Source organism: Methylobacterium longum (assembly GCF_022179385.1).
In the GTDB taxonomy this organism is placed as follows: Bacteria; Pseudomonadota; Alphaproteobacteria; order Rhizobiales; family Beijerinckiaceae; genus Methylobacterium; species Methylobacterium longum.
This window is the reverse complement of the sequence record NZ_BPQS01000008.1, coordinates 200,802-224,135: the sequence shown is the minus strand read 5'-3', so window position 1 is coordinate 224,135 and position 23,334 is coordinate 200,802. Positions and strand designations below refer to the sequence as shown.

Annotated in this window: 30 protein-coding genes and 2 tRNA genes; 14 read left to right on the top strand and 18 right to left on the bottom strand. The window is 64.4% G+C overall.

Annotated elements, in window-relative coordinates; translation table 11 throughout:
- Positions 1-60 precede the first annotated feature (60 nt).
- Entirely contained in the window at positions 61-681 is a 621-nt protein-coding gene (locus tag MFF58_RS10575) for a DUF1134 domain-containing protein (protein WP_238287136.1), read from the bottom strand.
- A 182-nt stretch (positions 682-863) separates the two neighbouring features.
- On the opposite strand from MFF58_RS10575, the gene MFF58_RS10570 reads away from it, so the two are divergent.
- Positions 864-1,400, top strand: coding sequence for a YHS domain-containing (seleno)protein (locus MFF58_RS10570; RefSeq protein ID WP_238287135.1), 537 nt, complete (start codon positions 864-866; stop codon positions 1,398-1,400).
- Here MFF58_RS10570 and MFF58_RS10565 read toward each other — a convergent pair.
- Entirely contained in the window at positions 1,381-2,256 is an 876-nt protein-coding gene (locus tag MFF58_RS10565; RefSeq protein WP_238287134.1) for a 3'(2'),5'-bisphosphate nucleotidase CysQ family protein, read from the bottom strand. The two genes, MFF58_RS10570 and MFF58_RS10565, sit on opposite strands and share 20 nt — an antisense overlap.
- A 335-nt stretch (positions 2,257-2,591) precedes the next feature.
- Between MFF58_RS10565 and MFF58_RS10560 the strand changes: the two genes are divergently transcribed.
- The 4 genes from MFF58_RS10560 to MFF58_RS10545 all read left to right on the top strand — a co-directional run bounded on the left by MFF58_RS10560 (position 2,592) and on the right by MFF58_RS10545 (position 4,763).
- Complete coding sequence (locus MFF58_RS10560) at positions 2,592-2,975, top strand: hypothetical protein (protein ID WP_238287133.1); 384 nt, start codon at positions 2,592-2,594, stop codon at positions 2,973-2,975.
- A gap of 215 nt (positions 2,976-3,190) precedes the next feature.
- A complete protein-coding gene (hpt, locus tag MFF58_RS10555; RefSeq protein ID WP_238287131.1) occupies positions 3,191-3,757 on the top strand; it encodes a hypoxanthine phosphoribosyltransferase in 567 nt (188 codons plus the stop codon).
- Positions 3,758-3,924: 167 nt separating this feature from the next.
- On the top strand, positions 3,925-4,290 hold the full coding sequence (locus tag MFF58_RS10550; RefSeq protein ID WP_238287129.1) for a response regulator: 366 nt from the start codon (positions 3,925-3,927) through the stop codon (positions 4,288-4,290).
- A gap of 278 nt (positions 4,291-4,568) precedes the next feature.
- On the top strand, positions 4,569-4,763 hold the full coding sequence (locus MFF58_RS10545; RefSeq protein WP_238287127.1) for a hypothetical protein: 195 nt from the start codon (positions 4,569-4,571) through the stop codon (positions 4,761-4,763).
- 13 nt (positions 4,764-4,776) lie between these two features.
- On the opposite strand, the gene MFF58_RS10540 is transcribed toward MFF58_RS10545, so the two are convergent.
- Both MFF58_RS10540 and MFF58_RS10535 read right to left on the bottom strand, forming a co-directional pair.
- The gene (locus MFF58_RS10540) at positions 4,777-4,941 is read right to left on the bottom strand and encodes a hypothetical protein (RefSeq protein WP_238287125.1); all 165 of its coding nucleotides are present in this window, start codon (positions 4,939-4,941) and stop codon (positions 4,777-4,779) included.
- 281 nt (positions 4,942-5,222) lie between these two features.
- Positions 5,223-6,551: a Kelch repeat-containing protein gene (locus MFF58_RS10535; RefSeq protein WP_238287123.1), complete on the bottom strand. Its 1,329-nt coding sequence runs from the start codon at positions 6,549-6,551 to the stop codon at positions 5,223-5,225.
- Positions 6,552-7,061: 510 nt separating this feature from the next.
- Between MFF58_RS10535 and MFF58_RS10530 the strand changes: the two genes are divergently transcribed.
- Both MFF58_RS10530 and MFF58_RS10525 read left to right on the top strand, forming a co-directional pair.
- Positions 7,062-7,136: transfer RNA gene (locus MFF58_RS10530), tRNA-Thr, on the top strand.
- A 93-nt stretch (positions 7,137-7,229) separates the two neighbouring features.
- The gene (locus MFF58_RS10525; RefSeq protein ID WP_238287121.1) at positions 7,230-7,430 is read left to right on the top strand and encodes a hypothetical protein; all 201 of its coding nucleotides are present in this window, start codon (positions 7,230-7,232) and stop codon (positions 7,428-7,430) included.
- 371 nt (positions 7,431-7,801) lie between these two features.
- Here MFF58_RS10525 and MFF58_RS10520 read toward each other — a convergent pair whose 3' ends face one another.
- Complete coding sequence (locus MFF58_RS10520; protein WP_238287119.1) at positions 7,802-8,527, bottom strand: hypothetical protein; 726 nt, start codon at positions 8,525-8,527, stop codon at positions 7,802-7,804.
- Positions 8,528-8,592: 65 nt separating this feature from the next.
- Entirely contained in the window at positions 8,593-8,823 is a 231-nt protein-coding gene (locus tag MFF58_RS10515; RefSeq protein ID WP_238287117.1) for a hypothetical protein, read from the bottom strand.
- A gap of 112 nt (positions 8,824-8,935) precedes the next feature.
- On the opposite strand from MFF58_RS10515, the gene MFF58_RS10510 reads away from it, so the two are divergent.
- Positions 8,936-9,121, top strand: coding sequence for a ribbon-helix-helix domain-containing protein (locus MFF58_RS10510; protein WP_238287115.1), 186 nt, complete (start codon positions 8,936-8,938; stop codon positions 9,119-9,121).
- A gap of 100 nt (positions 9,122-9,221) precedes the next feature.
- On the opposite strand, the gene MFF58_RS10505 is transcribed toward MFF58_RS10510, so the two are convergent.
- A complete protein-coding gene (locus MFF58_RS10505; RefSeq protein ID WP_238287112.1) occupies positions 9,222-9,758 on the bottom strand; it encodes a DUF6782 family putative metallopeptidase in 537 nt (178 codons plus the stop codon).
- 250 nt (positions 9,759-10,008) lie between these two features.
- On the opposite strand from MFF58_RS10505, the gene MFF58_RS10500 reads away from it, so the two are divergent.
- From MFF58_RS10500 to MFF58_RS10490, 3 genes are all read left to right on the top strand, one after another.
- Positions 10,009-10,084: transfer RNA gene (locus tag MFF58_RS10500), tRNA-Ile, on the top strand.
- A 111-nt stretch (positions 10,085-10,195) separates the two neighbouring features.
- Complete coding sequence (locus MFF58_RS10495; RefSeq protein ID WP_238287110.1) at positions 10,196-10,828, top strand: hypothetical protein; 633 nt, start codon at positions 10,196-10,198, stop codon at positions 10,826-10,828.
- A 377-nt stretch (positions 10,829-11,205) separates the two neighbouring features.
- The gene (locus tag MFF58_RS10490; protein ID WP_238287108.1) at positions 11,206-12,564 is read left to right on the top strand and encodes a lysozyme inhibitor LprI family protein; all 1,359 of its coding nucleotides are present in this window, start codon (positions 11,206-11,208) and stop codon (positions 12,562-12,564) included.
- A gap of 127 nt (positions 12,565-12,691) precedes the next feature.
- On the opposite strand, the gene MFF58_RS10485 is transcribed toward MFF58_RS10490, so the two are convergent.
- Positions 12,692-13,447, bottom strand: coding sequence for a class I SAM-dependent methyltransferase (locus MFF58_RS10485; protein WP_238287107.1), 756 nt, complete (start codon positions 13,445-13,447; stop codon positions 12,692-12,694).
- A gap of 320 nt (positions 13,448-13,767) precedes the next feature.
- Between MFF58_RS10485 and MFF58_RS10480 the strand changes: the two genes are divergently transcribed.
- Positions 13,768-14,070 (top strand): hypothetical protein, encoded by a 303-nt coding sequence (locus MFF58_RS10480; protein WP_238287106.1) that lies wholly within the window; start codon positions 13,768-13,770, stop codon positions 14,068-14,070.
- A 603-nt stretch (positions 14,071-14,673) separates the two neighbouring features.
- The gene (locus MFF58_RS10475; protein WP_238287105.1) at positions 14,674-15,033 is read left to right on the top strand and encodes an ATPase inhibitor subunit zeta; all 360 of its coding nucleotides are present in this window, start codon (positions 14,674-14,676) and stop codon (positions 15,031-15,033) included.
- A 403-nt stretch (positions 15,034-15,436) separates the two neighbouring features.
- Here MFF58_RS10475 and MFF58_RS10470 read toward each other — a convergent pair whose 3' ends face one another.
- Positions 15,437-15,643, bottom strand: a complete 207-nt coding sequence (locus MFF58_RS10470) for a hypothetical protein (protein ID WP_238287104.1) — start codon at positions 15,641-15,643, stop codon at positions 15,437-15,439.
- Positions 15,644-16,283: 640 nt separating this feature from the next.
- Here MFF58_RS10470 and MFF58_RS10465 point away from each other — a divergent pair.
- Positions 16,284-17,603, top strand: coding sequence for an MFS transporter (locus MFF58_RS10465; protein ID WP_238287103.1), 1,320 nt, complete (start codon positions 16,284-16,286; stop codon positions 17,601-17,603).
- Positions 17,604-17,894: 291 nt separating this feature from the next.
- Here MFF58_RS10465 and MFF58_RS32255 read toward each other — a convergent pair whose 3' ends face one another.
- The 9 genes from MFF58_RS32255 to MFF58_RS10425 form a co-directional block, all read right to left on the bottom strand.
- Positions 17,895-18,026 (bottom strand): hypothetical protein, encoded by a 132-nt coding sequence (locus MFF58_RS32255; protein WP_283206432.1) that lies wholly within the window; start codon positions 18,024-18,026, stop codon positions 17,895-17,897.
- A complete protein-coding gene (locus tag MFF58_RS10460) occupies positions 18,023-18,613 on the bottom strand; it encodes a hypothetical protein (protein ID WP_238287102.1) in 591 nt (196 codons plus the stop codon). The genes MFF58_RS32255 and MFF58_RS10460 overlap by 4 nt, the downstream gene beginning before the upstream one ends.
- 224 nt (positions 18,614-18,837) lie before the next feature.
- Entirely contained in the window at positions 18,838-19,011 is a 174-nt protein-coding gene (locus tag MFF58_RS10455) for a hypothetical protein (RefSeq protein ID WP_238287101.1), read from the bottom strand.
- A 329-nt stretch (positions 19,012-19,340) separates the two neighbouring features.
- Positions 19,341-19,607, bottom strand: coding sequence for a hypothetical protein (locus MFF58_RS10450; RefSeq protein ID WP_238287099.1), 267 nt, complete (start codon positions 19,605-19,607; stop codon positions 19,341-19,343).
- Positions 19,594-20,076 (bottom strand): hypothetical protein, encoded by a 483-nt coding sequence (locus tag MFF58_RS10445; RefSeq protein ID WP_238287097.1) that lies wholly within the window; start codon positions 20,074-20,076, stop codon positions 19,594-19,596. Before MFF58_RS10445 ends, MFF58_RS10450 begins: the two co-directional genes overlap by 14 nt.
- Positions 20,077-20,878: 802 nt before the next feature.
- Positions 20,879-22,180 (bottom strand): AAA family ATPase, encoded by a 1,302-nt coding sequence (locus MFF58_RS10440; RefSeq protein WP_238287155.1) that lies wholly within the window; start codon positions 22,178-22,180, stop codon positions 20,879-20,881.
- 7 nt (positions 22,181-22,187) lie between these two features.
- On the bottom strand, positions 22,188-22,466 hold the full coding sequence (locus tag MFF58_RS10435; protein ID WP_238287095.1) for a hypothetical protein: 279 nt from the start codon (positions 22,464-22,466) through the stop codon (positions 22,188-22,190).
- Positions 22,463-22,840 (bottom strand): hypothetical protein, encoded by a 378-nt coding sequence (locus MFF58_RS10430; RefSeq protein ID WP_238287093.1) that lies wholly within the window; start codon positions 22,838-22,840, stop codon positions 22,463-22,465. Before MFF58_RS10430 ends, MFF58_RS10435 begins: the two co-directional genes overlap by 4 nt.
- A gap of 210 nt (positions 22,841-23,050) precedes the next feature.
- On the bottom strand, positions 23,051-23,266 hold the full coding sequence (locus tag MFF58_RS10425) for a helix-turn-helix transcriptional regulator (RefSeq protein WP_238287092.1): 216 nt from the start codon (positions 23,264-23,266) through the stop codon (positions 23,051-23,053).
- Positions 23,267-23,334: the final 68 nt, after the last annotated feature.

The following is a 23,334-nucleotide window of genomic DNA, read 5'->3' as shown; positions in this document are numbered from 1 at the left end:
GGACGGCGTCCATTCTAGCCCAGGTCGGCCGCCAGGGTGAAATCAGATCCCGTAGATCAATCAGAAGGGGTTCCAGGTCGGCTCCCGGGTGAACTTGAGATAGCCGACATTGATGCCCAGCCGCGCGCCGACGCCGCTGCGGATCGGCACCACGATGATCCGGTCGTTCACCACCGCGGTCATGCCGAACCCGCCCACGAGGTAGGCCGAGCCGTCGACGCCCGCGAAGCGCCGATACAGCTCGCGCACGTTCGGCAGGTTGTAGACGAGCATCATGGTGCGCGCCCCGTCGCCGCCCACGTCGAAGCCGACCGACGGACCCTGCCAGTAGATGCGCTTCTGGCCGGCGTTGCGGGTGTACAGCGTACCCTCGCCGTAGCGGACGCCGGCCACCACCGCGCCGCCGCCCTCCTGGCCGAGGATGTAGCCGTTCGGCTCGCCCCAGCGCCGGCCCGCCTCCTCGACGGTGAGCGCGAGGCCGCGCGACACCGAGCCGAAGAACCTGTGGCCCGACTCGACGATCTCGCCGGGTCGGAAGGTCTCGGGGGTGTCGAGATCCTCGCCGCGCGCCAGGGCGGTGCCCGCGGCGCCGAGGCCCGCGAGGGGCGCGCCGAGCGCCAGGGCGAGGCCCGCGCGCAGCAGGTGGCGGCGGTCGGTGCCGCGATCGTCTGGTGCCGTCATCGTTGTCTCCTCGCCCGGTTCGATTAACGGTTCGCGCGATGGACCTGTGCCGCTCTCGTCCCCTCGGCCGGCCGCGACCGCGCCCGCGGCCCGGAGCGGCCTGGGCGCTGTCGTCCATCCGGGCCTTTGTCCAGCGTGGCCCGGGCGGATGAGTGGGACCAGCTTCCGAGGGAATCCGCAAGATGTGGTTAACGCGTCCCGACCCCGCACCCGATCTGCCGCGCCGGCTCGGGTCGGCGCGCGCCCTCGCCGTCGCCGTAGCCGTAGCCGCTACCCTCGCCGCTGCGTTCGGGATGATCCTGCCGGCGCATGCGGAGCCGGCCGGGACGCCGATCGCGCTGCTCACGCTCAACGGCTTCGATCCGGTCAGCTACTTCCTGGAGCGCGGACCGGCGGCCGGCTCCGCGCGGTTCGAGCTGTCCTGGGGCGGGCGGGTCTGGCGCTTCGCCAACGGCGCCAACCGCGAGGCCTTCCGCGACGATCCCCGGACCTACGCGCCGCGGCTCGGCGGCTACGACGCGGCCGGAATCCTGGAGGGGCGTCTGGTGGATTCCAATCCGCTGATCTTCGCGGTGATCGACGAGCGCCTCTACCTGTTCCGGGACGCCGGGCGTCGAGCCCGCTTCCTTGCCGACCCCGGTCTCGCCGGGCAGGCGGAGGCGGCCTGGCCCGGCCTGCGCGGGCTGCAGGACATCCCCTTCACGGATGCGCCGCGCTGACCTGCGACTCCGCAGGCGCATCCCTGCCGCGGGCAGGAAGGGCGAGGCGGGCTGCCAGGGCCGGATCGCCGAGGGCCGCGAAGGGCCCGTTGCGATGGTCGATCCCGCCCTGCCCGTAGCGGATCGGGCCGCCGCCCGGCACGACCACGCAGCCCCCGGCCGCCGACACGACGTGATCGCCGGCCGCCGTGTCCCATTCCATGGTCGGGCCGCAGCGCACGTAGATGTCCGCCTCGCCGGCGGCGATCAGGCCGAACTTGAGGGCGGAGCCGACCTGTCGCGTCTCGCGGATGGGCAGGGTGGCGAGGCAGGTGGCAGTCTCGGCATCGCCGTGCCGCCGGCTGCCGAGGGCGACGAGACCGGTCTCCGGAACGGCGCGCGCCCGCACGGGGCGCCCGGTGCCGGGACGCCCCGCAACCACCGGGGCCTCGACCGTCGTCGCGCCGGCCCACCAGACCCGGTCGAGCCCGGGAGCCGCGAGGGCTGCCGCCACGGGGCGCGCGCCCGCCACCAGGGCTATGTTGACCGAGTAGTCCGGCGTCCCGGCCAGGAAGTCGCGGGTGCCGTCCAGGGGGTCGACCAGGAAGAAGAGGTCCGCCGGACGCGTCGTGACGGACTGGGCGCGCTCCTCGGCAACCACGGCGATCCCGGGATACCGTGCTGCCAGGGCGGCGACGATCAGGTCCTCGGCCTCGACGTCGGCGGCACTCGACGGGGATCCGTCCGCCTTCAGGGCGTGAGGGCAGGGGCCTCGGTGGTAGCGGCGCAGCACCTCGCCGGCCGTGCAGGCGATCTCGGCCAGCACCGCGGCGATCCGCTCGCGCTCAGGCCCCGAGATCGTCGCCGCGCCCGTCATGGTTCCTCCCGAGATCGCTCTGAATGCCCGACGAAGCGCAGCATGTCGACGGTTTTCGATGCGGACCGAGGGTCGGACACGGGTTGACGGGATCCTGGCGTGCGCAGCGCGTAGGTATCCGTTCTTCCGGACTGCGCCGCAGGGCTCGTCATCGGGAGGCGGGACCTTTTCTCGTGATCCATGGCGCTGCGGCGTGCGTCCGCCGCCCGGTCTCCGTCAGGCTTCGGGGCGGAACGCCGGCTTTTCGCAAGTGCGAATGCTATAGAATCGCCAAATTTGACCGCATACGTTCGCGAGACCGCTTGTTTTGATCATGCACATGAACTGAAGATACCATGACCAGCACGATGCAGCAGGATCAGCTCGAGACCGTGAGCGCGCTGGCGGCGACCCTGGCCGACCGGATGCTGATGGAGCGCCTGACCCGCGGAACCCTCCCGCTGGCGAATGCCAGCCGGCTCTGGACCGCCTCGCTCCTGCTCGAGGAACACCAGCGCCCGATTCCCCGCATCGTGGCCGACGTCCTGGACGAGGTCCGGCACTCCGAGCCGGCGGAGGAAGCCCCCGGCCGGACGGACGAAGCTCCCGGGCAGGCGGAGGGAACCCCCGAGCCGGCCGCGGAAGCCCGCCCGGCCGCGGCACGCAGGCACGAGGCCGGGCCGCGCAAGGGCCGGCTCGTCCGGATCCTGCGTCCCTTCCAGCGTGCGGCAGGGGCCTGACGCCCGCCTCGCCGGCGGCTTGGCCTTGCCGGCGACTTGGCCTTGCCGGCGGCTTGGCCTTGCCGGCGACTTGGCCTTACGGGCGGCGAGGCCTTGCGGCCGCGGAGGCTTTGCCGCGTGGATCCGGTGTTTCCCCCGCGCCCGAGGAACGCTAAGACCGTCGCCGATCGCGGCGGCGGGTCCCGTCCCGCGGCCGGGCTTCCGGGACACGTGTGATGAGCATCCCTGAACGGCGCGTCCGAACCCTGTTCGACGAGGCGGTGATCGCCAAGCGCAACGACGAGTTGGCCCAGGAGATCCTGGCCGCCCGGCCGGACAACCTCTTGGTCGTGGCGGTGCTCAAGGGCAGCTTCATGTTCGCGGCCGACCTGCTCCGGGCCCTGCACCGGGTCGGTCTCTCGCCGCAGGTCGAGTTCGTACATCTGTCGAGCTACCGCACCGGGACGGTCTCCACCGGGCAGGTGGAGATCCTGCGCGACGTGCAGAGCGAGGTGCGCGGCCGGGACGTCCTGCTCGTGGACGACATCCTGGAATCCGGCCGGACCGTCGTCTTCGCCAAGGACCTGCTGATGGCGCGCGGCGCGCGGCGGGTGCTGACCGCCGTGCTTCTCGAGAAGCCGGGCAAGCGCGCGGTGACGATCGACGCGGACTTCGTCGGCTTCACCTGCCCCGACGTGTTCGTGGTCGGCTACGGGATGGATGCGGCCCACGCCTTTCGCCAATTGCCCTTCGTGGGCGTCGTCGATTACGGCAGCGGCGACCCCGACCTGTTCGATCCGTGACCCGAATGCCCCGCGGCGCGGCATTTTCGCCCCTCATCCCCTGGAGGTGGCGGTTTCGCGGTGTGACATCTTGACAGGCGGCGGATCCGTCGGTGTCAGTCGTTCACCATGAGCCCGAAGCCGTGACGGCGGGACGCTCGCAGGATCGAGGACGTTTACGGGACCCCATGGCGCGCATCCTCCTGGTGGATGACGAAGAAACCGTCCGGGGCTTCCTCAAGCGGGGTCTCGAGATCGACGGCCACGCGGTCGTCACCGCCAACGATGGCAGCGACGGGCTCGACCGCCTCAACGAGGCGGGCGGCGGCTTCGACCTCATGCTCACCGACATCCGCATGCCGCTCATGGACGGCATCGCGCTGGCGCTCGCCGCCAAGCGCGATTTTCCGGACCTCACCATCCTGCTGATGACCGGCTTCGCCGACCAGCGTGAACGGGCCCGCGGGCTCGACGCCATCGTCACCGACGTGCTGACGAAGCCGTTCTCCTTGGCGGATCTGCGCGCCACGGTGAGGCGGGCGCTCGCCGCCTGAGGTTCGCGCCGCGATCGGGAACGTGCGGGCCGAACCCGGCCGACGCTCCGTGATCCTGGCGGCGGCCCCCTCGACGACGCACCGGTTCCGGACCGCCTCGCGCCCTCCGTGGCCTATTCCGGCACAACCGTAAGTCAGAATGCGTCACGGCCGGCTAATCTCATCCCGGCATCGTGGCAGGAGACCGCGTCGCGTATCGGCCTGCGGGTGGCGAGATCCGAGCCCTTCCGGGGCCGTGAGCCGGTCGGGACGGGGATGAGCGCTTCAGGAGGCATCCGATGACCGAACCGGATAAATCGAACCTGTCCGACGAGGATCTGGACCGGCTGGCGCGGGAGTTGTTTGCCGAGGTTCGGGGGGAGCACCCCGAGGCGCAGGCCGAGCGGGCCCTCAAGAGCGCCGGTGAGGTCGCCGGAGAGGTGATCCCCGGTCTGCCCGATTGGCTGCTCGACGCCGGCGACGATGACGGCTGAGTGGTCCGGCCGGCTAAGCCCGGCCGAAGTGCCGGACCATGAGGTGCTCTTCCCTGGGCAGCTTGGTCCCGGCCGGATAGGACCGGGACGAGCGCCCCGCCAGCAGCGCCACGGCGACCAGCCCGGCCGACCCGACGAGGGCCACGGTCGCACACCACCAGAACGCGGCATCAAGCATGGCGGGTCACGGCACTCCGGTTTCCCGCCGATGCTGCGGGCGTAGGGTAAAGGCATCGTTAAGCCGGCTTCCCCGCATAGCCGGCCCTAGCGGGGTGAGACGGGCCGCAGTCACCCCGCCTGCGCCGGCCGGGGGGGCGTCCCACGCGCTGGCCAGCGCGCGACCGGGCGGCGGCCGACAGGCTTCCGGAGCCCTGACGGATCGGGTGACCCCTCCGCGATCCCGATCCGCGGCTGGCCCCGCGCCACGGCCGAGGGGACCGATGGGCGCACCCGGTCGGCTCAGCGGCCGGCCCCCGCGCCGGCCTTGGTGGCGGCTCGTCGGGCCAGGGCCGCCTTCAGGCGGGCGGGATCGATCCGGGACACGCGCACGACCGGCTTGTCGCCGTATCCGAAGCTGGCGAAGTAGAAGCGCCCCGCGGCATCCCAGGCGTCGTATCCGGTGTGGACGTGGCTGTGCGCCAGGGCCGGATCGAGATCGGCCATGGCACAGAGCCGCCGTGTCTGCCCGCTGGCGAAGTCGAATTCGTAGAGCGCCGTGTCGTCGCTGGGCCGCGGGGACGTGCTGGTGGCGACGTAAGCCCTGGTGCGGTCGGGCGCCACGGCGAAGAGCCAGAACTCCACGCCGTTCCAGCCGGCCGCCTTACCGGTCTCCACCTGACCGAGATACGTCCAGGTGTGCGCGTCCTGATCGAAGCGATAGACATGGCCGCGGTCGTCCCCGAACACGCAGTGCCGGCCCCCGTCGAAACACTGGCCGGTCTCGAGGGCCATGCCGTCCTTCAGCACCCAGCCCGGTTCCTCGCCGAAGCCGGTCTGCGGGTCATAGAAGTGCACGTGGTCGTGCGCCGCGGGCGCGTCCCAGTTGCTGGCCGTGAAATAGAGCCGCCCGCGCGCGTCCACCCACATCACGCGCCCCGTGTAGACGTAGGGCTGCCCGTAGGAGGCCGGACGGCCGAGATCCTGGGTGCGACCGGTCGCGACGTCGTAGCGGTAGATCGCACCGGTGGGCACGCCCGCGCCGTAGATGACGTTGCGGACCGGGTCGGAGGCGAGGGTCACGAGATTGCCGTGCGGCACGGCGCTCCCGCCCGGCTCGGCGGCACTCAGATCCGTGAAGCGGTCGTGGGCCGGGTCGTAGGCATACCAATGGAAGCCGCGGCGGGCGAGGTACCCCTCGTCCAGGTCCGAGCGATCCATGGTGGCGACGTAGACCTTGCCGTGGTGCCAGAGGGGCCGGGTGTGGAATTTCTGCGCCGTCTCGCCGGGCAGCCAATTGTGGGCGGCCTCGGAGGCCGAGCGCGCATCCCCAGCGAGGCGCAGCGTGCCTGTCCGCGCCTCGATGCGGTAGAGGGCCGCGTTGGTCCGATGATCCATGCCGCCGACGTAGATGTCGCCGTCGGGCGTGGAGCCGGTGGCGTGCCAGCTCTGGGTCGGGTGCAGACCGTTCGGCGTATCGGGCAGCCGCCAGATCCACGTCCCGTCCAGCGCTCCCGCACGACCCGTCTCGCCCGTCGCGGATCGCGGATCCTGCGGGTCGACGGCTTCACCGACGGCCGGCAGGGCGCAGCAGACGAGCACCAGGCCGAGGCGAACGAGCTGACGCATCATGGTCTCCGCTCCCGAGGAGGGCGGCGCATCGTGCCGGCCGCGCCGCTCCAGGTCCGGCAGCCCAACATCCGCCGGGACGGGCCCGTTCCGGGCGGGGCCTCGGCATCGCGGATCCCGGTCCCGCCGCGACGCCGCCACGGCCGCCTCCGGGCCGGTCACCGGATGCAGGATCATCAGCGGAACGCCGGTGGCGGCGCCATTGCCCGGGCGCAGCGGCGAAGCGGGCCGCTCCGGTGCCAACCCGCGTCCGTCCCGTCACGGGAAGCGCCGGCCTCTGACCGGCCGAGCCTAGGCCGTCGACCCGGGGTCGACGCGTCCTCCGGGCGTGGGCCCGATCCCCGGTCGCGATCTGCAGGGGAGCCGGCCTGGGGCGCTCCCTCCACGAGGCATCCCGACCGGCAGGGCGCGGACCGGGCCGGATCTTGCGCCTTGACGAAGCGCCCCCAAACGTAGTCAAAAGCTCCTCGAAGCGCCGAAACCGCCAATTTCTTCAATGGTTTCAGAGCGCCTGCCGGTGTAGCACAGCGGTAGTGCAGCGGTTTTGTAAACCGAAGGTCGGGAGTTCGATCCTCTCCACCGGCACCAGAAATTACAGTGACTTAGGTCTGTTTTTATCAGCTCCATGGGATGCTCCTTATTATTGGGGTAACAGCCGGGGTAACCGCGGAGGCATTCCGCGTGGGCTCAAGGCATCCGCACCGGATGCGCGACCGGCGTGCGTATGGCAGCGTCTCGCCAGAGCTGATCTTCATCACTGGCGAGAGGGGCCTCATGCTCGAGCTGACACCCCAACGCATTCGCTACCTGCAGTTCACTGGGGGCGCGGTGTTCGTCCTGTTCATCTGCTTCATGGGTTGGCAGCTTGCCCTGATTTCCTGATCAGCCCCAGCCTTGGAGCCGCTCCTCAGATGCGGGGAGCGACGTTCGTGAGGGGCGCAAACCATTCGCTAAGCCCGGCTGGTTACCACCCGCCCCGCTGGCGGGTTGGGACGGTCCCGCTGGCCTTCCACGCTCGCCCACCGTTCGCCCCTCAGCGACAAGGGCGGGCGTGGATGCATGCTTCTTGCTTCGGCTTGGCGTCGGGTCTCCTCTCGACCTCCACGCCCGTCCTCCAATGCCGTCCCAACGTTCATCAGGGGGCGGGCGTGGATGCCCTCGAAGGAATGAGTCCCTTGAGCCTCAAATCGCGGCCTAAACCACTCGGATGATTGGCTTTAGGGCCGAGTCCCTTCACGGTCGACTCAGATGGGTCAGGCTTCTCCCTCGCTTGAGGGCTGGGCTCCATAGGCGACATCCCGCAGCACCGACAGGGCCAGCGCGTAGGTTGGGCAGCCCTGCGCGGCGATGTCCCCGTCCATATCCTCGATGGTCGCGAACCAGCTCGCGACCAAGGCCGCCTTGAGCTGAACGCCGCGGGGCGTCCTGCCCCGCACCTTCACCAGCGCGGCACAGGCCGCCTCACGCTCAGCCTGAGCGGCTGCAACCGCCCGTTCGGCCGCGAATGATCCGGATGCCTCCTTGCGGCCATTGCGTTCCGCTGTCAGCCAGTCCCAGGCGGCGACGATCTCGTCGGCTCGCGCCTGTGCCTCCGGCCAGTGGTGGTGCTCCACGATGCGGTCGATCCCGATCTTGTAGCGGCTGCGCCGGCACTCCTCCTCGGTCGGATCGCGATACACCTCCCGCATCCGCGGCCGGCTCCGAAGCCACTCGGCGTTCCCTTGTGCGTACCAGCGCCGCCCGTCCTTGGTCTGCATGTGCCCGTCGCCGAGGCGGAGATCGGCGTCGGTGGCCCGCTGATAGAGAGCGCCAGGGATCGCGACCTCGCCCAGATCCCGGCACCGCTGGTAGGCGTCGTACATCTCGTCTTCCGCCTCCTCGAAGGCGGTTGTGACGGCTTCGTAGCGCGCGATAGCGGTAACCATCTCCGCATCGCCATCAGCATCGGAGGCCATGGCTGACACGCTGGTGAGGGCCACGCTGCCACCGACGAGGGGAAGCGTGGACAGGCCGCACAGGAAGCGGCGGCGGTTCGCAGGAGCGCTCATGCCGCTGCTCCTACGTTGCTGCCGTCCATGGCGTCGAGGAGGTCGATCAGGCTGCCGATCAGTTCCTCGACCTCAGGGCGAGAGAGCTTGCGGATGTCGCCAGCGTGCAGATGCCAAGTTGGCGCCCGCATCGCGCGGATGGCCTGTGTGACCGGTCCTAACTGTGCTGAAGGCAAGCGCGGGCGTTCACCGCCGCCGACGGGCGGTGTAGGGTGGTGGATAGCCATGAACAGCATCCTGAGTGCGGTTGGTGGTTAGGTCCGGTGCGGGAGCTTCCACCTTCCCGCCGGACCGAACTCGTGTTATCACCAGAGTCTGACCGGGTCAACTCGTGATAACATGAACGTGCCGCGCAAACCTCGCCCGAAGCAGACCGGCACGTTCATTGGGGTTCGGGTGCAGCCTGAACATCTGCAGCCGTTGGACGCTTGGATTGCTGAGCACCCGGAGCCAAGGCCATCACGTCCTGAGGCGATCCGCGAAGCCCTCACCGAGCACCTGAAGGCGAAGGGCTATCTTAAGTGAGTTCAAGACATATGCTCATTCGGCTATGAGCAAATACCTTATCAATTGCGATGAGCTTGCTTCCACTTTCCCCGGTAATAATCTGAGTATTTCGCTCCGCCTACACCCAAGCCGCCCTCAAAAACAAATATTTTAAGCAGCTGATTGCGTTTCCTAAGGCTGCAGTGATAAGTTTTTCCTCGTCGAAGCCTTTGCCGGCCATCTTGGTGACGCCAGCATTGTAGGCACTTTTGTATTGATCATACCGCGGAGGCGCATTCTTGTCCGTCAAAGGTTTGATGCTGTTGAGGTAGCCTCCGACATCGAGCCTTACGAAAAACTGCATTTGAAATGCAGTGGCTATAAATTCCTCGTTGACGTTGGCTTTGATAAATTCATCGCTATCTGAATTTGATACGTCAACAGATTTTCCGAGTTTCTGCTGTCGCACATGCGTCATTTCATGAACAAAATATGATGCCAGCTTCGCGTTGCTCATCGTATTGTCGAGAGTTACATTGCCAGTTGCAGCATCATACGAAGCTGGCAGCGAATTAGCTTCGAAACTGTAAGTTACATTGAATTTATCACGAGTTGATAGGGCTTCTCTGCCCTCCGGTGTCAGTTTGCATAGCGCTTCGATATCGCTAAAAGCCATCTGCAAGCCCCGAGTTCTGAGTCGCAATACAGTAAAGCATATTTTTTCTGAGCATAAAATCAACAGCGTGGCTTGGCCAAATAGGTGCAAGCTGCGAATGCTGGCGCGGGGCGGAGATACGTTGTCCTGATTTGCCCCTCATTGGCAGGCGCTGAACTGTCGCCGGGGAGTGGGGCCGTACATCGCGGCGCGCCGTGTGGGACGAGCAGTTGTTGCGCTGACCGGGCCGTGACGGCTATTCGGAAAGGCGGGGCCTGTAGCTCAATGGTTAGAGCCGACCGCTCATAACGGTCTGGTTGCAGGTTCGAGTCCTGCCGGGCCCGCCATGGGCCTCGCGTTCGCGGCCCACCGGCGAAGGCGCTGGCGTCGGGACAATCCTGAGGAGAGGATCACGGTTCTGCGAATGAGACTTGTCGGTACCGTTCGAATGTGCGCCGATGACGAACCTCTTCAAGAACCATTTGCCAATGAACACGCCCCGAAAGAAGCCACCAATTAGGTTCGGACAGCTGGGACAAAAGATCCGCGAAACACCACCGGGGCGCTATAGCCAAGGACTGCATCTCGAACATTTTGTGTTGGAGATCGGACGCATTGTGACGACGTTTCCGATCCTGGAACAAGGTATGATAGCAGTACTTGAAGACTTGCTTGGAGGAAGTGCGCCCGCGCGTCAAATTTTCTTTAGTATAGTTAATCAACAAGCGCGCGTCAAAGTCATGCGGTCCTTGCTAGAACAGTCGAGCATCAATGAAGATAAAAGTATGTGGTACGACCGAATATTAGATGAATTTTCAGGAATAAGTGGTAGTCGGAACGATTATGCCCATGGTCTTTGGTGGACGCTCGACGGCAAGCGTGCGTTCATCAGCACAGACGAAAGCAAATCGACCGCAATGTTTCAGTGGCGAGAAGTGACGCTGAATGAAATTCAGAACGTGTTTGCGAGAATGGTAAGCTTGAACGCTGCCCTTCAGAAATTTCAGCTTAATCGGACTGATCGGATTTATCGACGAAGCGCAGCAGAAGAACGACCAAATTGGTCCGCAATCAAAGATGAACCAATCTGAGGTGCCGGCACGGTGAGTCGCCGGCACCAGCGTAAGCTACGCGGCCTGCCGAACGCCCTCGAAGATCGGTTTCAAGGCACGCGCGGCTCGGCCACAGGACGTCGCGGCTCGCCGGCCGGCGTCGTAGCCGTCGCCGTACCGCTCCACGAAGGCCCAGACTTACGGTCCGTCGATGCCAAGGCAGGCAGTCCGTGCAGTTCCAGAGTAGGCCGCAAAGCAATCGCTCGCCTCGACGCCGGACCGTTGCGCGCTATTCTCTCGAAACACGCCTTCCCTTTATCTGGTGCGGCACGGCTTCCTTACGCCCAAACCGTGCTAGCTGGAAAGAGGAATAAGCATTGCACTTTGCAAGATGTCGCTCGATCTGCTCTGCGCGTATGGCGAACACCCTAAGGCTTTACTTCGTTAACATCTACAGGCGTCCGTCTTCTAAACGTCGCCTTGCCGCATTTCTGTTGTTTATCACGCCTGCTGTCCCAAGCGCAGAAGAACTTAACCTCTCAAAATTGCACGCCGATTGCATGTCACGTGCTGAAGGCAATCGTGCAGCAATCTACGATTGTTATTCCGTGGAGTTTCCAATCCAAGACACTCGCCTCAACACTGTTTACAAAAAACTGTACGCTGAACTCGATCAAGATCAAAAATCTGCTCTGCGCGAGGCTCAACGTGATTGGATTAAATCACGAGACAGCACATGCGGTCTAACGGTGAGACTTTACCATAATTCATGGGCAAGATTTATATCTGAGCCTTGGTGCAGAACAGAGGAAACGGCGCGGCGAGCGGATTTTCTAAAAACAATTACACACGGTGACAACGACGCAGGCGTAAGCGGTAGCAAGGGCACTACTCCATTGCCTACGCAAACTGAGATGGCCAAGCCGCCACAGAACAACCTAACTCAGGACCCGGCCGTCACACCAAATGATAATCTGCCGTCAAAACAGCTTGGAGCCAGAAATAATCAGGACGCCGTTTCAAAAGAAACGGATTTATCTGCCTTGTGCAGCCAATACGATGGAACAATTGCTCAAGGCAAAATGCTCGATATAGCGAGCGGTCGTTCGGGTTACGATCAAAATGCGCCGAATTCTCCGACCATCACTATACCAGAATGCGGGAAAATTGTTTATTTTTATGATAAGATAATCAGTGACTCCAATTATTTGAAACTGCCCGCGCTGCAAACTGAGAGTAGAGACTTGTTTGGTAAGAGTGTTGATGAGTTTACATCAACAGATGTCGCTAAGATTTCTGATGCCCTGCGTCCCTGCCTATCCCAGGGCATCTCACCGCGAAGGCCGCAAACCTTGGCGTTCCAAACGAAGCTGCAGATAGGTATTCACGCGAAGGAATTGGCTCGATTTGCGCAGCAAAGGCAACTCTGTCCAGAATGGCAAAAACAGCAGGACGTTAAGAAGAAAGAAAGATTTGTATCTGATCTGCGCGGAACGCTTTTGAACAACAAAAATTGCGCGTCAGTTGCAAATTCTATACGGGACGCCACCGACAAACTCGTTGGTTATCCACAGCTTGATCAACAAATTGAGCTTGCCCAGATGCAGTTAGCGCTTGGAGAAAAAGGTAATTACTGTAAAATTGTATCTGAGATCGCGACGCCTTATCTTAGGCTCCGACATATAGTGGCGTTATGCGATGCGGAAATGGCGTACTCCCTTAATGCCTCGTTTGGATCTTTAATGGATGAGGCGCGACAAAATGGCTGCCGTTAATTTCTATATCGACGCGGAGATGAGGGCGGTCTAATTTGCCTTCGCCATCTGCCGCCCGCGGTTCTGCACGATGTCGCGGAAGAGGTTGCCGGTAGCGGAGGCTCAGCCGCTGCGTGCCTCCGCCGACCTAAGCCGTCCGCACCGCCACAAGCATCGTTCGTCCCTGCTGGTGATAGTAGCCGCTCTCCATCGACGTCCGGATGTCATTACCGAGCATGTCGTACTGCTCGTAGATCATGTCGAAGCCACACCCCTTGAGCGCTTGGATCAGCGCAGGCTTCGTCGGCCAGAACGATCGCTTGTTGCTCCACGACGTCCACTTGTGCTCTTCAAGCTTCGCGGTATCGTCCAGATCGTGTTCGTGAAGCCAACGGCCGGGTAGCCCCTCATTCTCCGACATGGGCGAGAGGTTGAACATGGTCTCATCCTGATCCGTCGCGAAGTGCGTGTGCAGGATGATCACGTCCCGTACGAACCGGGACATGAGCTCGATGAACGCCGCCGGCTTGTCGAGGTGGTAGAGCAGGCCGCAGCAGAACGCGGCGTCAAACGTGCCGTGTGCCGGTAAATTCCAGACGTCGTCGTGGATGAAATCAAGGCCATTCGTGCCTGCGCGCTCCCTGACCTGAAGGCAGTTCTCGTAATTGGAGCGGCGCACCTCGACGCCTGTCGCTCGCATCCCCGCCCGCGCGAACTCGACCGTGTAGCCACCCTCCAAGCAGCCAAGGTCCACAATCGTGCGCCCGGTCAGACGACCTCCGTAGAACAGGCGGAGCGATCGGAGGGCCGCCTGGGTCCAGGGACTATCTGCGATAAGCCAGCCTGCCTCGGGCAGCGTCTCCGAGCCGTCCGCCAACCGGATATTGTGCGCGGTGAAACCCATCAATCCTCCCAAACGCCAGCCCGCCCATCGGAGTCGTGGCGCAGCGAGTAGCAGTAGCCTTCTTGGCTCTGAACGGGAACGATCACGCTCGCCATTCGCTCGACGGTGTCCTTTCGTCGGCTCGAATTAGGCTGAATGAAAAAGCCCCGCGTGGCGGTGCCGGCGGGGCTGAAGGTCATTGCACTCGGGATACCGGGTCGACGCGCGAGTGGGCCGGCGGTTCCGCAAGCCTCAAACCGCCTTCGCCATCTGCCGCCCGTGGTTCTGCACCACGTCGCGGAAGAGGTTGCTGGACGCTTCGGCTCGGCTATCCTGCCGGGATGCGCACATTTCTCGCCGCCCTTGCTCTCGTCGTCGCTGCCGGTGGAGCGCAGGCTCAGCAGCAGCTTCCGACCGTTCCCGAGCTGTTGACCGCCGAGTTGAAGGCATCGCAAGCCTGTGAGGCCGCCGGGGATCCGGCTGCTACCCATGAGCAGTGCAGGCTCCAAGATCGGCTCAGCGGCCGCTTGGCCCAGGTCGGCTATTGCTGGGGCCGTAAGGGTCAGACTGAGGAGAAGAAGGAGTGGCACGCCTGCCAGCCGGACTCGATCTTCGAGGACGACATCGGGGCAGTTACGCGCTGATGCACAAGCTCGCGCCCACCAGCCTCTACCGGCTCCGCACACTCGCTCAGACCGGGGGGCGCTTCTATAAGCCGAGTGACTACACGCGCCGCTTGGAGGCGCTCGGCCTGATCACCGCCACCGGACAGACCGACCCGAAGGCTAGGAGCGCCGAGTACAGGATCACCGCTGCCGGACAAGCCGAACTGGAGCGTCGCTATGGTTCTTCGTGGGCCGAGCCGGAGGTAGAAACGAGGCTTCTTGCGGGTTGGCGTGCATAGAAAAGCCCGCACCGGCGAACCGGGTGGGCTAAGGTTGTCGCAAATCAGATCGGTAGTCCGAGGACACGAAACACCGTTGCAAGCTCGGCCACAATGGCACCGTCCGACGCGCGGCAAAAAGCCCGCCGCGGCTTGAACCGGGCGGGCTGAAGGTAGGTTTGTCGGATCGGGAGATACGACGAGAGAGATCGTATCCCAGCTCACGCCCATGTCATGTCACGAAGGTGCGAGGCCGATCGCTCACGCGTGGCTGTTGTTGGCCGCCATCGCGCAGGCGCGGAGATGCTTGCTGGATTAGAAAACAGGCGTAAGCTGCATGCTGTAGCTCGAAGAGGGCCTAGCCATGCTGAGGTCATTTGAAGAACGCGAGCGTGCGGCCGAGCTTATTTATATACATGGCGAGGAGATGCGGTTTACAAACCACATCGCCGGCATCCGAGCGGTCGCTGACTTAGCCATACGCATGCTGGGTCTGGATGGAATGACATCGGAAGCCTATGCGCAGGCGCTGATCGCCGCCAGGATTGAGGGACTAAAGCCCACTGCGTTGCTGGAGCGAGTCCAAGCAGATCTAGCTGCCAACGGTGTAGAGGTGCCGCTCGCGGATCTAGAGGCTGAGATGGTCCAGACCTCGGCACAGCACAGCGTCGTGGGCGGCCGAATGAGCAATTTCGCGGCTGCCCATAGTTCGTCTCTACCGTAGAAGCACAGCGAGCTAATCCGCCTTCGCCATCTGCCGCCCGTCTTCCTCTGGCAGATTTTGAGGCGCATCCTGTCCACGAGGCGAGTCATGGCTCTGGCAGTCTGGAGCGCCTCGTCATTCGTTAGAGGCTCTCGGCCGGTCGGGGTCACCGCCATGCGCTCGCAGATCTTCGTTTGGCTGAGCCGTCGGGTGAGTAGGCCCGAACCTGTCCGCCCTGCTCGCATCTTGGAAGCCGTAGCAGCCCTACGTGCATGCGGGCGCATGGTGACCCCGGTTGGGGACCGTGACGGCTTTCAGCACTGGCGGATGGGCGATTTCACAATGGCGGACGCTGACGTGGTCAAATATGCCGAAAGCAGGGGTTTGATCAGCGACCGCTAGGTGAACCGTCCACTGCACAAAGTCACGTCCGTTCGGCCGGGGCCATCGTCCGCCCTCGGCTCAGAACGACGTCCTTGAACAGGTTGCCGGAGGCTGAGGTGCGGACGTTCGTGTCCGGGCCCGGCCGCTGCACGACGACGCTGACGCTGCCGTTTGCCTCGACCTTCTGCCCGCCGACGACCCCAGCTCTTCCAGCGGAGGTATCGAGTCGCCCCTCGCCCTTCTGCATCGCCCCGAAAGCCTTCCTGGCCTTCTCCCGACCGGCCCAGCCCTCGCCGTCAGCTTGGGCTACGTTGGGGTGAGGCAGACCAGCTAGTGGTCGAAATCCGACGCTTGGTACCCAACGGCAGAGTCCGCAACGGGTGGCAACCGGACCTCGACCTTCCGCCCTGAAGGGGACGTTCCGCCTCCGACCGAGAGTGTGTGAAAACGCAGAAGCGGTAGAAGGATCTTCCGCAGAGCAGCCTGTGCAGCGCCGAAACGGGTACCCTGAAGACGCCGGAGCGGCAATCCGACAGACGTGCATGTCTGCCGCGTAGAGAATTGTTCTACGATTTCGCAGGGCGCCGACGTTTTCACACAGCGTGGACCCAACCCAGTCGTACTGGCCGCCACCAACCTCTTCGCGCGACAGGCCTGAGCTCAGAACCTAGGGGCATGCAGAGCTTAACCGAACGCCGTTCGCCCGCTTTGAACCTTCGACTGCCGAAAGTCGAGGTAATCGAAAGCTAGTTACATAAACACCAGAATTGGCTGTCGCTTCCTGTTTCTAGGCGGCCCGCTCATTGCGTCGATTAGCGCAGGGATTAAAACGAGCATCAACAAATGCGGCCCTCAAAACGGCCGTGGCTAGGTTCTGGAGGGACGCCGTGGCTACGTTCTCGGAACGCGATCGATCCAAGTCCAAGGTGGCGACGGTGCTTCGCGTCACCAGCGGCAACTTTCTGGAGATGTTCGACTTTTTCCTCTTCGGTTTCTACGCCTCCTATATCTCCAAGGCTTTCTTCCCAGTCGCCAACGAATACGCTTCGCTGATGCTAACGTTCGTTACGTTCGGCGCGGGCTTCCTAATGCGGCCCCTTGGGGCGGTGATCCTCGGCGCCTACGTGGACCGCATCGGACGGCGCAAGGGCTTGATCGTCACGCTGATGATTATGGCCCTTGGAACGGTCCTCATCGCCTTCGTGCCGAGCTACGCGACGATAGGGCTGTTCGCACCCTTCCTAGTGCTCATCGGTCGCCTTCTGCAGGGGTTCTCGGCCGGCGTCGAACTCGGCGGCGTCTCGGTCTACCTCGCCGAAATGTCCACCCCCGGCAACAAGGGCTTCTACGTATCGTGGCAGTCCGGCAGCCAGCAGGTCGCGGTGATGTTCGCCGCGATCATAGGCTACTTCCTTAACCATGCGCTCGTCCCCGCGGAGATGAACGACTGGGGCTGGCGCATCCCGTTCTTCATCGGCTGCGCGATTGTCCCGTTCCTCTTCTACATCCGCCGCTCGCTGGAGGAGACGGAGGAATTCCTTCAGCGCAAGGTACGGCCGAGCACGCAGCAGATCTTCAGCTCGCTTGTTCAGAATTGGAGGATCGTCGGCCTCGGCATGCTGCTCGTCGCCATGACGACCGTGTCCTTCTATACGATCACGGTTTACACGCCGACGTTCGGCAAGAACGTCCTCAAGCTCTCCGACACGGACAGCTTGCTTGTGACTTTCTGCACGGCCCTATCGAACCTGTTCTGGCTGCCCGTCATGGGGGCGCTGTCGGACAGGGTCGGTCGCAAGCCGCTTCTGCTGATCTTCTCGGCGCTGACCTTGCTGACGGCTTACCCTGCGCTGTCATGGCTGGTCGCAAATGCGTCCTTCGCGAACATGTTGATCGTCTTGCTTTGGCTGTCGTTCCTGTACGGCAGCTACAACGGCGCGATGGTTGTCGCTCTCACCGAGATTATCCCCACAACTGTGCGCACGGCAGGGTTCTCGCTCGCCTATTCGCTGGCGACGGCCTTCTTCGGAGGGTTCACGCCCCTGATCTCCACATGGCTGATCGAGGAGACCGGCAACCAAGCGGCGCCGGGATACTGGATGGCGTTCGGGGGGCTTTGCGGCCTTGTAGCGACGATCGTCATTTACAGAGGCGTCGCTGTCAGAGACCGGCTGTCGAACCTCGAAACTACCGCCGCCCTGCGCTGAACCGTCCGACAGTCATCACAATCGTCTGCCAGCCATCGTGCTTGCGACGGTCCGAGGGCGCTTGGCGTTTAACTACCGCGAAGCAGACATCGTGAGGGTCTGCAACGGATCGCAGGCGGCCCTCCGCTGCGGGTAGCAAGCGTCGAATTTGGACGACTAGGCGACCTGCTGCCTCTGTAGCGCCGAGCAACCGGCCCGCATTCCCAACCAGCATCGAGCAGCCGGATGCGTAGAGCTTTGAGGGGGCCGAAAAATTCGTCGATAACCTCCGCAGAAAGTCGAAGAGTCTCGTCAGCCATTCGCAGTCACCTTCTGCCACGTGCTGCCGTTCCAGCGCAGCGGCACGCCGAGCAGGGTCCGGATCTCGCCGATGCGCAGCGGGTCGTTGGATGGGATGGGCTGAGGAGCCGGCTGGATGGTCATGCCGAAGCCTCAGCAGGCGACCGCCAGTAGGGAGTGCCGGTGAACCACGCATCAAGCGCATCGAGGTCGAGCCGGGCGCCAGCGGCTTTGGCGAGCGCGGCCCAGTCCGCCTCCACGAAGTCGACGCACAGGCTCTCCAGCGTGCCGTAGCCATTGGCCGTGTCCGGATAGCCGTGCTGCGCTAGGAACCGGGCTGCGATGCAATCTGCCTCAACGGCAACAGCCTGATCAAGGCCATAGGCAACCTCCAGCGGCGCGCCGAACTCCACCGCCATACGGGCGGCATACGGGCCGATCGCACGGATGACCTCGGCCAAGCCGGCGTGCGCGAGCGCCAGCGAATCCTGAGCAGCGGGTGCATCCAGATTTGAAGCGACCGTCGCCGGGGCCTTGTGAGCGCTCGGGCCCTTCGCCTTGCCGCCGCGGTAGGTTTCCGCCCGGGCGCCGAGCAACTGCTCCGACGCCTCGACGCTCACCAGCCCATCGACCGTCAGCACTAAGCTGCCCTTGGTTTCCCAGCGGCCGACCGTCGAACGGTTCACACCGTGACGGCGGGCGAAGGCCGCTCTGGTCTCGGTCGTTGCCATGTTGCGTGCTGCTCTTTGCGCTGGCCGTTGCGTGTTGCTGGGTTTTCGGGGTCGGCGCCTGGATATTGTATTCACTCGCGCGGACCCTCGGCCTCTACCCCCCTCGGGAAGAACCTAGGAACTCGCATCGGAACACCCTCCGCAGGGAGATCCCCGTTGGGTCCCACCTGCCCTCTGAAAGCTTTCGTTAACCGTGACGGCGCACTCTTGAGACTTGGCAGAGGTCAGCAGTCCGGCGCTGGCGCAGAAGTTGCAATTCTCGGCAAAGGAGAGGTGCGATGGATCAGCAATACGGCGACGACCACGAAGATCGTCAGCAGATGGAGTGAGCTGGCGCACAGCGCAGCTTCGATGATCTCGCCACATTGGACGGGAAAGGAGAACGCCATGATCAGCATGTCTGCCCGTCTCGCCATCGCCACGCCTGCCGCTCTCGGCATGCTCCTGACGGCTGTGCTGATGGTGCATAGCGTCTCGCTCGCGACCCACTGAACAGATCGGGTGGTTGGCTCGGGCTGGATGAGGAGACCGCAGCGGGGTGACCCCTCCGCCGCGATCTCCCGGGATCCCTGCTTGGTCAGGGGGTGCAGTCGTGCCGGCCTTTGGATCCCCGGTCCCATGGCCATGGTCGTTCGGGGACAGGCTGGCTTCCGGTTTCGGAAGGACTGCGTCTTCCTCAATGGCGCGAGCAGGAGGCCCGTAAGGGCTTGGACCCGCGCAATCCGGATTAAGCGACGCGCTTCCAGCGGGAGCCGTCCGCCGCATAGCGCTCGCCGCCGACTGCGAAGGTCGACCCGGGCACGTGCAGGTCGCGTCGGGTCTGCTCGACGGCAGAACGGGTCTGAGTGGCCGTGGCCTCGGCCTCGCGGCTCTGAGCCAGATACGCAGCGATGCGTTCGGCCGAACTCAGCTTGCGCTCAGGAGCGGACGGCTCAGGCTTCCGGAGAGCACGACGGGCCCAGGCGCGGCCTTCCTCGATCTCAGTGCGGTTCATGGATGATCCTCCCGTGGATCGGGGCGACCTCGCCCCAGATGTAGCCGGCGTCGGTGCCGAGGGCGGGCAGCTTCACGCGGCTGGCAATCGAGCTGTGCGGCTGGTCCGATCTGCCGTTCCAACTGCAGCGCGGCTCACCCGGCGGGACCGGATCGGCGCCCTCGGGCAAGGCGAAGTTGGCGGCCTCGATCAGCGCGGCGCGCTCGCGGATCCGCTCAAGCAACGGCACGAGGCGCTGCGCCTCGGTGATGTACTCGGCCGCCAGCTTCTCGACCTCGGCGCTGGCCTTCACGGCCCTGCGGTGAAGGTCCTTGCGGCGCTTCTGCTCGGCTTCGTGCGCCGCCTTGGCCTCAGTCTCGGCAGCCAGCGCGGCGGCGTGCTGGGTGTTGGCCTGCAGCGTCCGGATCCGCGCCAGCTCGATGCGCGCGTCGAGGGCGGCAACCTCCTCGGGCGAGCCGATCAGGAGCATGTCGGGGCGGCTCGCTAAAAGGGCGTCGCACTCAAATCGGGCGCGCTCACCGTCAGCGAAAATCTGCGCTGAGCTCCGAGGACCTATCTGGGGTACCGGCTGCAAGTCAGCACGGCTGCGGCCGATGCTGGCGACCGGAGCGAGGTGGCGGTCGTGGCGGACGTTGGCGGTCGGGAGCTGACGCATGCTGGTCGCCCTCACGCTGCCTGACGGAGCGCGGGAGCGGCCGGCGGTGTGCGGGGGCCGTCGCCGCCGTCGAGGGCCGGCAAGGCTACACCGTCACCGGCAAGGCGCTCGCGGAGCGCGCGGCGCATCCACTCGGCAGACGAGGTGCGGGCCTGACGGGCGGCGCGAGCAACGGCATGGTTCAGGCCGGGCTCAGCCCTGAAGCAAACGGGCTCGGAGAACTCGATACGGTCGGCAGACATCCCGGGCGCACTCCATGTGCAAGTGATGACCCAAGATATGTTACGATATGAAAGCTAAATGCAAGCGGACGACTAGCGTTACTTGATCGTCCGCAGCCGTTCGCTGTTATGCTTGGTTGTTCGCTGTTGTGTTTTGTTATGGTCGCGCTGAGTTGTTCTGTCGCACCGGCCTGTGCTTATGCCCTGCCGCAGGCGCTTGCTCGGCCTGTTCTGGGTTTCCCCACCTTGAAAGGTGTGGTGTGGAGAGGTGTGGAGGTGAGGGCTTGAGCCACCCATTCCCCACTCCTCACCTTCCCCACCCCCTTATAGGGGTGGGGAGGTGTGGTGGGGGTGGTGGCAGGCACTTTTGGGGCGTTTGAAGGTGGGGAAGAAAATCATTCTGTCGCGGGGGTTCCGACCTCGATGAAGGGCCGGTCATTGCCCTTGGCGTCCTTGCCCGTGACTGACTCGAACATGCCGTTCGCGATCCAGACCTTGAGCGCCCGCTTGATCTTCTCTTTGTCGGCCTTCTCTTGCGGGTCGAGCTTGAGCACCCGGCCGATTGGTATGCCGACCCAGTCTTTGGCCTGGGAGTTCTCCCGCCAAGGGCCGGTGGCGCGCACTTCAGTCTGAGCAGCGATTAGGTCTGCAGTAGTGATGTCGGCGAGCTGGTCGGGCCATTCCCAAGGCTCCACCACCGCTACTTGGTCCCCGTAGTCGAGGATGCCGGGAGGCCCGTTGCCGAGCGAGACGGGCGTCAAGTGGAACCACTCGGACCGATCCGGCGGCGGAGCCAAGTTGCTCTTGCCGTTATCCACCCGGAAGTAGCCCCGATGGGACTCCAGGCCGGCGCGTTCGGCCTCGTCCTTCGTCATAGGGTTGAGCACCCGGGCGCTGCGGGCTGCAGCGAGTAGGGCGACGGCCCCGCGGCCGTCTTCGACCGTGTACTCGCCCGCCGGTCCCATCCCTTTGCGGACGTGGTGGACCAGTTCAATCGCGGCATCACCCGCGTCCGCGATGCGGTTCCAGGTCTTTGCCACGAGGTCGATCTCGTCGTTCGAGTTCTCCGCAAGCCCATGGCTACTCACGAACGGATCGATCACGAGCACGTCGATCTCGTGTTCCCGGATCTGCTCTATCAATTTGTCCACCAGTGGCTCGGCGACCTTGGCGCCCTCTTTCGTTCGGCTCGCGATGACGATGCTGCTAGTCCGGCCGGAGTCGAGGAACAGGTAGCCCTCAAGCTCGCGCCCATCGATGCCATAGTGGATGCAGATCGCAGCGACGCGGCGCTCGATCTCTTCAAGGGGATCTTCTCCGTTCCAGTACCAGACGCGCAGGCGCTTCGGCACGGCCACACCGAGCAAGGCCCTGCCGGCGGCCATGGCGATAGACTCGACCAACTTGAAGCTGCTCTTGCCGACGGCGCCCGGCGCGGCGGTCGTGCTCAGGAACTTGCGGATCAGGTGCTTGCCGTACACCCACTGCCTCACCGGGATCGTGGCCGGGTCGCGGTAGACGTAGGGCGTAGCGCAGATGGGCGAGCGGTCCGCCCCAGACTTGGCCCGCGACCGAGGCGGGTCGGTATCCGCCGCGGGTTCCTCATCCTCGTGAGGATCGTAGGAGTAGCGCGGGCGCTCAGGACCCATCGCATCCTCCATGTCCTTCAGGTCGTCGAATGGATCGCGCTTATCCATCACGGCCTCACAATCCGAGCGCCGCATCGGCGCCCTCACGTTCGGCCTTGGAAGCTTGCCGGGCCTTCAGATCGGCAGCGTTCTTGTCCTCCAGCATCTTGAGGATCGTCACGCCTTGCTTGAGCGCCGCGATGGCGCACCGGGTCGAGTAGGTCAGGCCGGCGTCGTCCCTGGCCCCGGCGTAGTCCACGCCCATGCTGGCGTAGAACTGCACCTGCGCGAGGCATTCGGCCACGAAGTCGCGCAGCGGCTCGGCGGTGCCGTAGTAGTGGGTCTGCTCGGTCATCGCCGCCCTCCAAGCGCGTGGGGGTCGGCTCGCCAGAGCGAGCCGGAGGCCGGGCGGCGGGTCACGTCCTGACGCTGCAGCCGCAGGTAAGCGAAGCGCGACGACACCTCGTCGAAGTCGACCTCGCCTGCGTCGATGGCGAAGCCTACGACGCGTTGCAGGCCGCCGCGCCCGACGCGGTGAACGCCCACGAAGGCGCGAGCGCCCGGTGGGGGCGGCACCATGTTGAGCTTCGCCCGCGCCTCCTCGATCTCACAGGGGGCGGCAAGACGGAGCCGGTAATCCTGGCTCGGTCGACGCGCAAAGAAGCGCAGATCCGCGCCGATGACCGCGAAGATGTCAGGCTGAGCCGACGGGGTGCAGGGTGCGCCCATCACACACCCTCCCGAACGAGAGCGCGCGCCTCAGCGGGGCCGGTCACGAAGCCGAGGAATGAACCGCGGCTATCGAAAACAAAGAGCCTGCCGTTGGCGGGATGCCGGTGGGGTGCTATATCGGACAGGTCACTCTGGCGAGAGACACTATCGGAGGGACGTGAGCGCCTAGCCGCGCCGCGTCCCTCAACTGTTTTCAGGGCCATGGTGCTACGCGGCCTCCTTCTTCGAGGCCTGCCGGACTTCGAAGGCCTGCAGGTCGGCTAGCCGCCAGTAGCGGCGCCCGTTGATGCGGAGGGGCTGGGGGAAACCAAGACCGGTGTCTTTCAGCCAACGGAAGATCGTCATGTCGCTGACCTGATAGCGGGCCAGGACTTGAGCCGCTGGCAACATGTCTTCGGGAGATCGTTGGGTGCGTGAGTTCATCGCGCCGCTCCTTTGAGGAACACGCTTGCTATAGATGCCGAATGTTAGAGGTTGTCGCCGGGCAAACC

Excerpts from the sequence above, each read along its gene's own strand:
- MFF58_RS10575 (WP_238287136.1), bottom strand. The coding sequence starts at position 681 with ATGACGGCACCAGACGATCGCGGCACCGACCGCCGCCACCTGCTGCGC.
- MFF58_RS10570 (WP_238287135.1), top strand. The coding sequence starts at position 864 with ATGTGGTTAACGCGTCCCGACCCCGCACCCGATCTGCCGCGCCGGCTC.
- MFF58_RS10565 (WP_238287134.1), bottom strand. The coding sequence starts at position 2,256 with ATGACGGGCGCGGCGACGATCTCGGGGCCTGAGCGCGAGCGGATCGCC.
- MFF58_RS10560 (WP_238287133.1), top strand. The coding sequence starts at position 2,592 with ATGACCAGCACGATGCAGCAGGATCAGCTCGAGACCGTGAGCGCGCTG.
- hpt (WP_238287131.1), top strand. The coding sequence starts at position 3,191 with ATGAGCATCCCTGAACGGCGCGTCCGAACCCTGTTCGACGAGGCGGTG.
- MFF58_RS10550 (WP_238287129.1), top strand. The coding sequence starts at position 3,925 with ATGGCGCGCATCCTCCTGGTGGATGACGAAGAAACCGTCCGGGGCTTC.
- MFF58_RS10545 (WP_238287127.1), top strand. The coding sequence starts at position 4,569 with ATGACCGAACCGGATAAATCGAACCTGTCCGACGAGGATCTGGACCGG.
- MFF58_RS10540 (WP_238287125.1), bottom strand. The coding sequence starts at position 4,941 with ATGCTTGATGCCGCGTTCTGGTGGTGTGCGACCGTGGCCCTCGTCGGG.
- MFF58_RS10535 (WP_238287123.1), bottom strand. The coding sequence starts at position 6,551 with ATGATGCGTCAGCTCGTTCGCCTCGGCCTGGTGCTCGTCTGCTGCGCC.
- MFF58_RS10515 (WP_238287117.1), bottom strand. The coding sequence starts at position 8,823 with ATGGCTATCCACCACCCTACACCGCCCGTCGGCGGCGGTGAACGCCCG.
- MFF58_RS10510 (WP_238287115.1), top strand. The coding sequence starts at position 8,936 with ATGAACGTGCCGCGCAAACCTCGCCCGAAGCAGACCGGCACGTTCATT.
- MFF58_RS10505 (WP_238287112.1), bottom strand. The coding sequence starts at position 9,758 with ATGGCTTTTAGCGATATCGAAGCGCTATGCAAACTGACACCGGAGGGC.
- MFF58_RS10495 (WP_238287110.1), top strand. The coding sequence starts at position 10,196 with ATGACGAACCTCTTCAAGAACCATTTGCCAATGAACACGCCCCGAAAG.
- MFF58_RS10490 (WP_238287108.1), top strand. The coding sequence starts at position 11,206 with ATGGCGAACACCCTAAGGCTTTACTTCGTTAACATCTACAGGCGTCCG.
- MFF58_RS10485 (WP_238287107.1), bottom strand. The coding sequence starts at position 13,447 with ATGGGTTTCACCGCGCACAATATCCGGTTGGCGGACGGCTCGGAGACG.
- MFF58_RS10480 (WP_238287106.1), top strand. The coding sequence starts at position 13,768 with ATGCGCACATTTCTCGCCGCCCTTGCTCTCGTCGTCGCTGCCGGTGGA.
- MFF58_RS10475 (WP_238287105.1), top strand. The coding sequence starts at position 14,674 with ATGCTGAGGTCATTTGAAGAACGCGAGCGTGCGGCCGAGCTTATTTAT.
- MFF58_RS10470 (WP_238287104.1), bottom strand. The coding sequence starts at position 15,643 with ATGCAGAAGGGCGAGGGGCGACTCGATACCTCCGCTGGAAGAGCTGGG.
- MFF58_RS32255 (WP_283206432.1), bottom strand. The coding sequence starts at position 18,026 with ATGACCATCCAGCCGGCTCCTCAGCCCATCCCATCCAACGACCCGCTG.
- MFF58_RS10460 (WP_238287102.1), bottom strand. The coding sequence starts at position 18,613 with ATGGCAACGACCGAGACCAGAGCGGCCTTCGCCCGCCGTCACGGTGTG.
- MFF58_RS10455 (WP_238287101.1), bottom strand. The coding sequence starts at position 19,011 with ATGCTGATCATGGCGTTCTCCTTTCCCGTCCAATGTGGCGAGATCATC.
- MFF58_RS10450 (WP_238287099.1), bottom strand. The coding sequence starts at position 19,607 with ATGAACCGCACTGAGATCGAGGAAGGCCGCGCCTGGGCCCGTCGTGCT.
- MFF58_RS10445 (WP_238287097.1), bottom strand. The coding sequence starts at position 20,076 with ATGCTCCTGATCGGCTCGCCCGAGGAGGTTGCCGCCCTCGACGCGCGC.
- MFF58_RS10440 (WP_238287155.1), bottom strand. The coding sequence starts at position 22,180 with ATGGATAAGCGCGATCCATTCGACGACCTGAAGGACATGGAGGATGCG.
- MFF58_RS10435 (WP_238287095.1), bottom strand. The coding sequence starts at position 22,466 with ATGACCGAGCAGACCCACTACTACGGCACCGCCGAGCCGCTGCGCGAC.
- MFF58_RS10430 (WP_238287093.1), bottom strand. The coding sequence starts at position 22,840 with ATGGGCGCACCCTGCACCCCGTCGGCTCAGCCTGACATCTTCGCGGTC.
- MFF58_RS10425 (WP_238287092.1), bottom strand. The coding sequence starts at position 23,266 with ATGAACTCACGCACCCAACGATCTCCCGAAGACATGTTGCCAGCGGCT.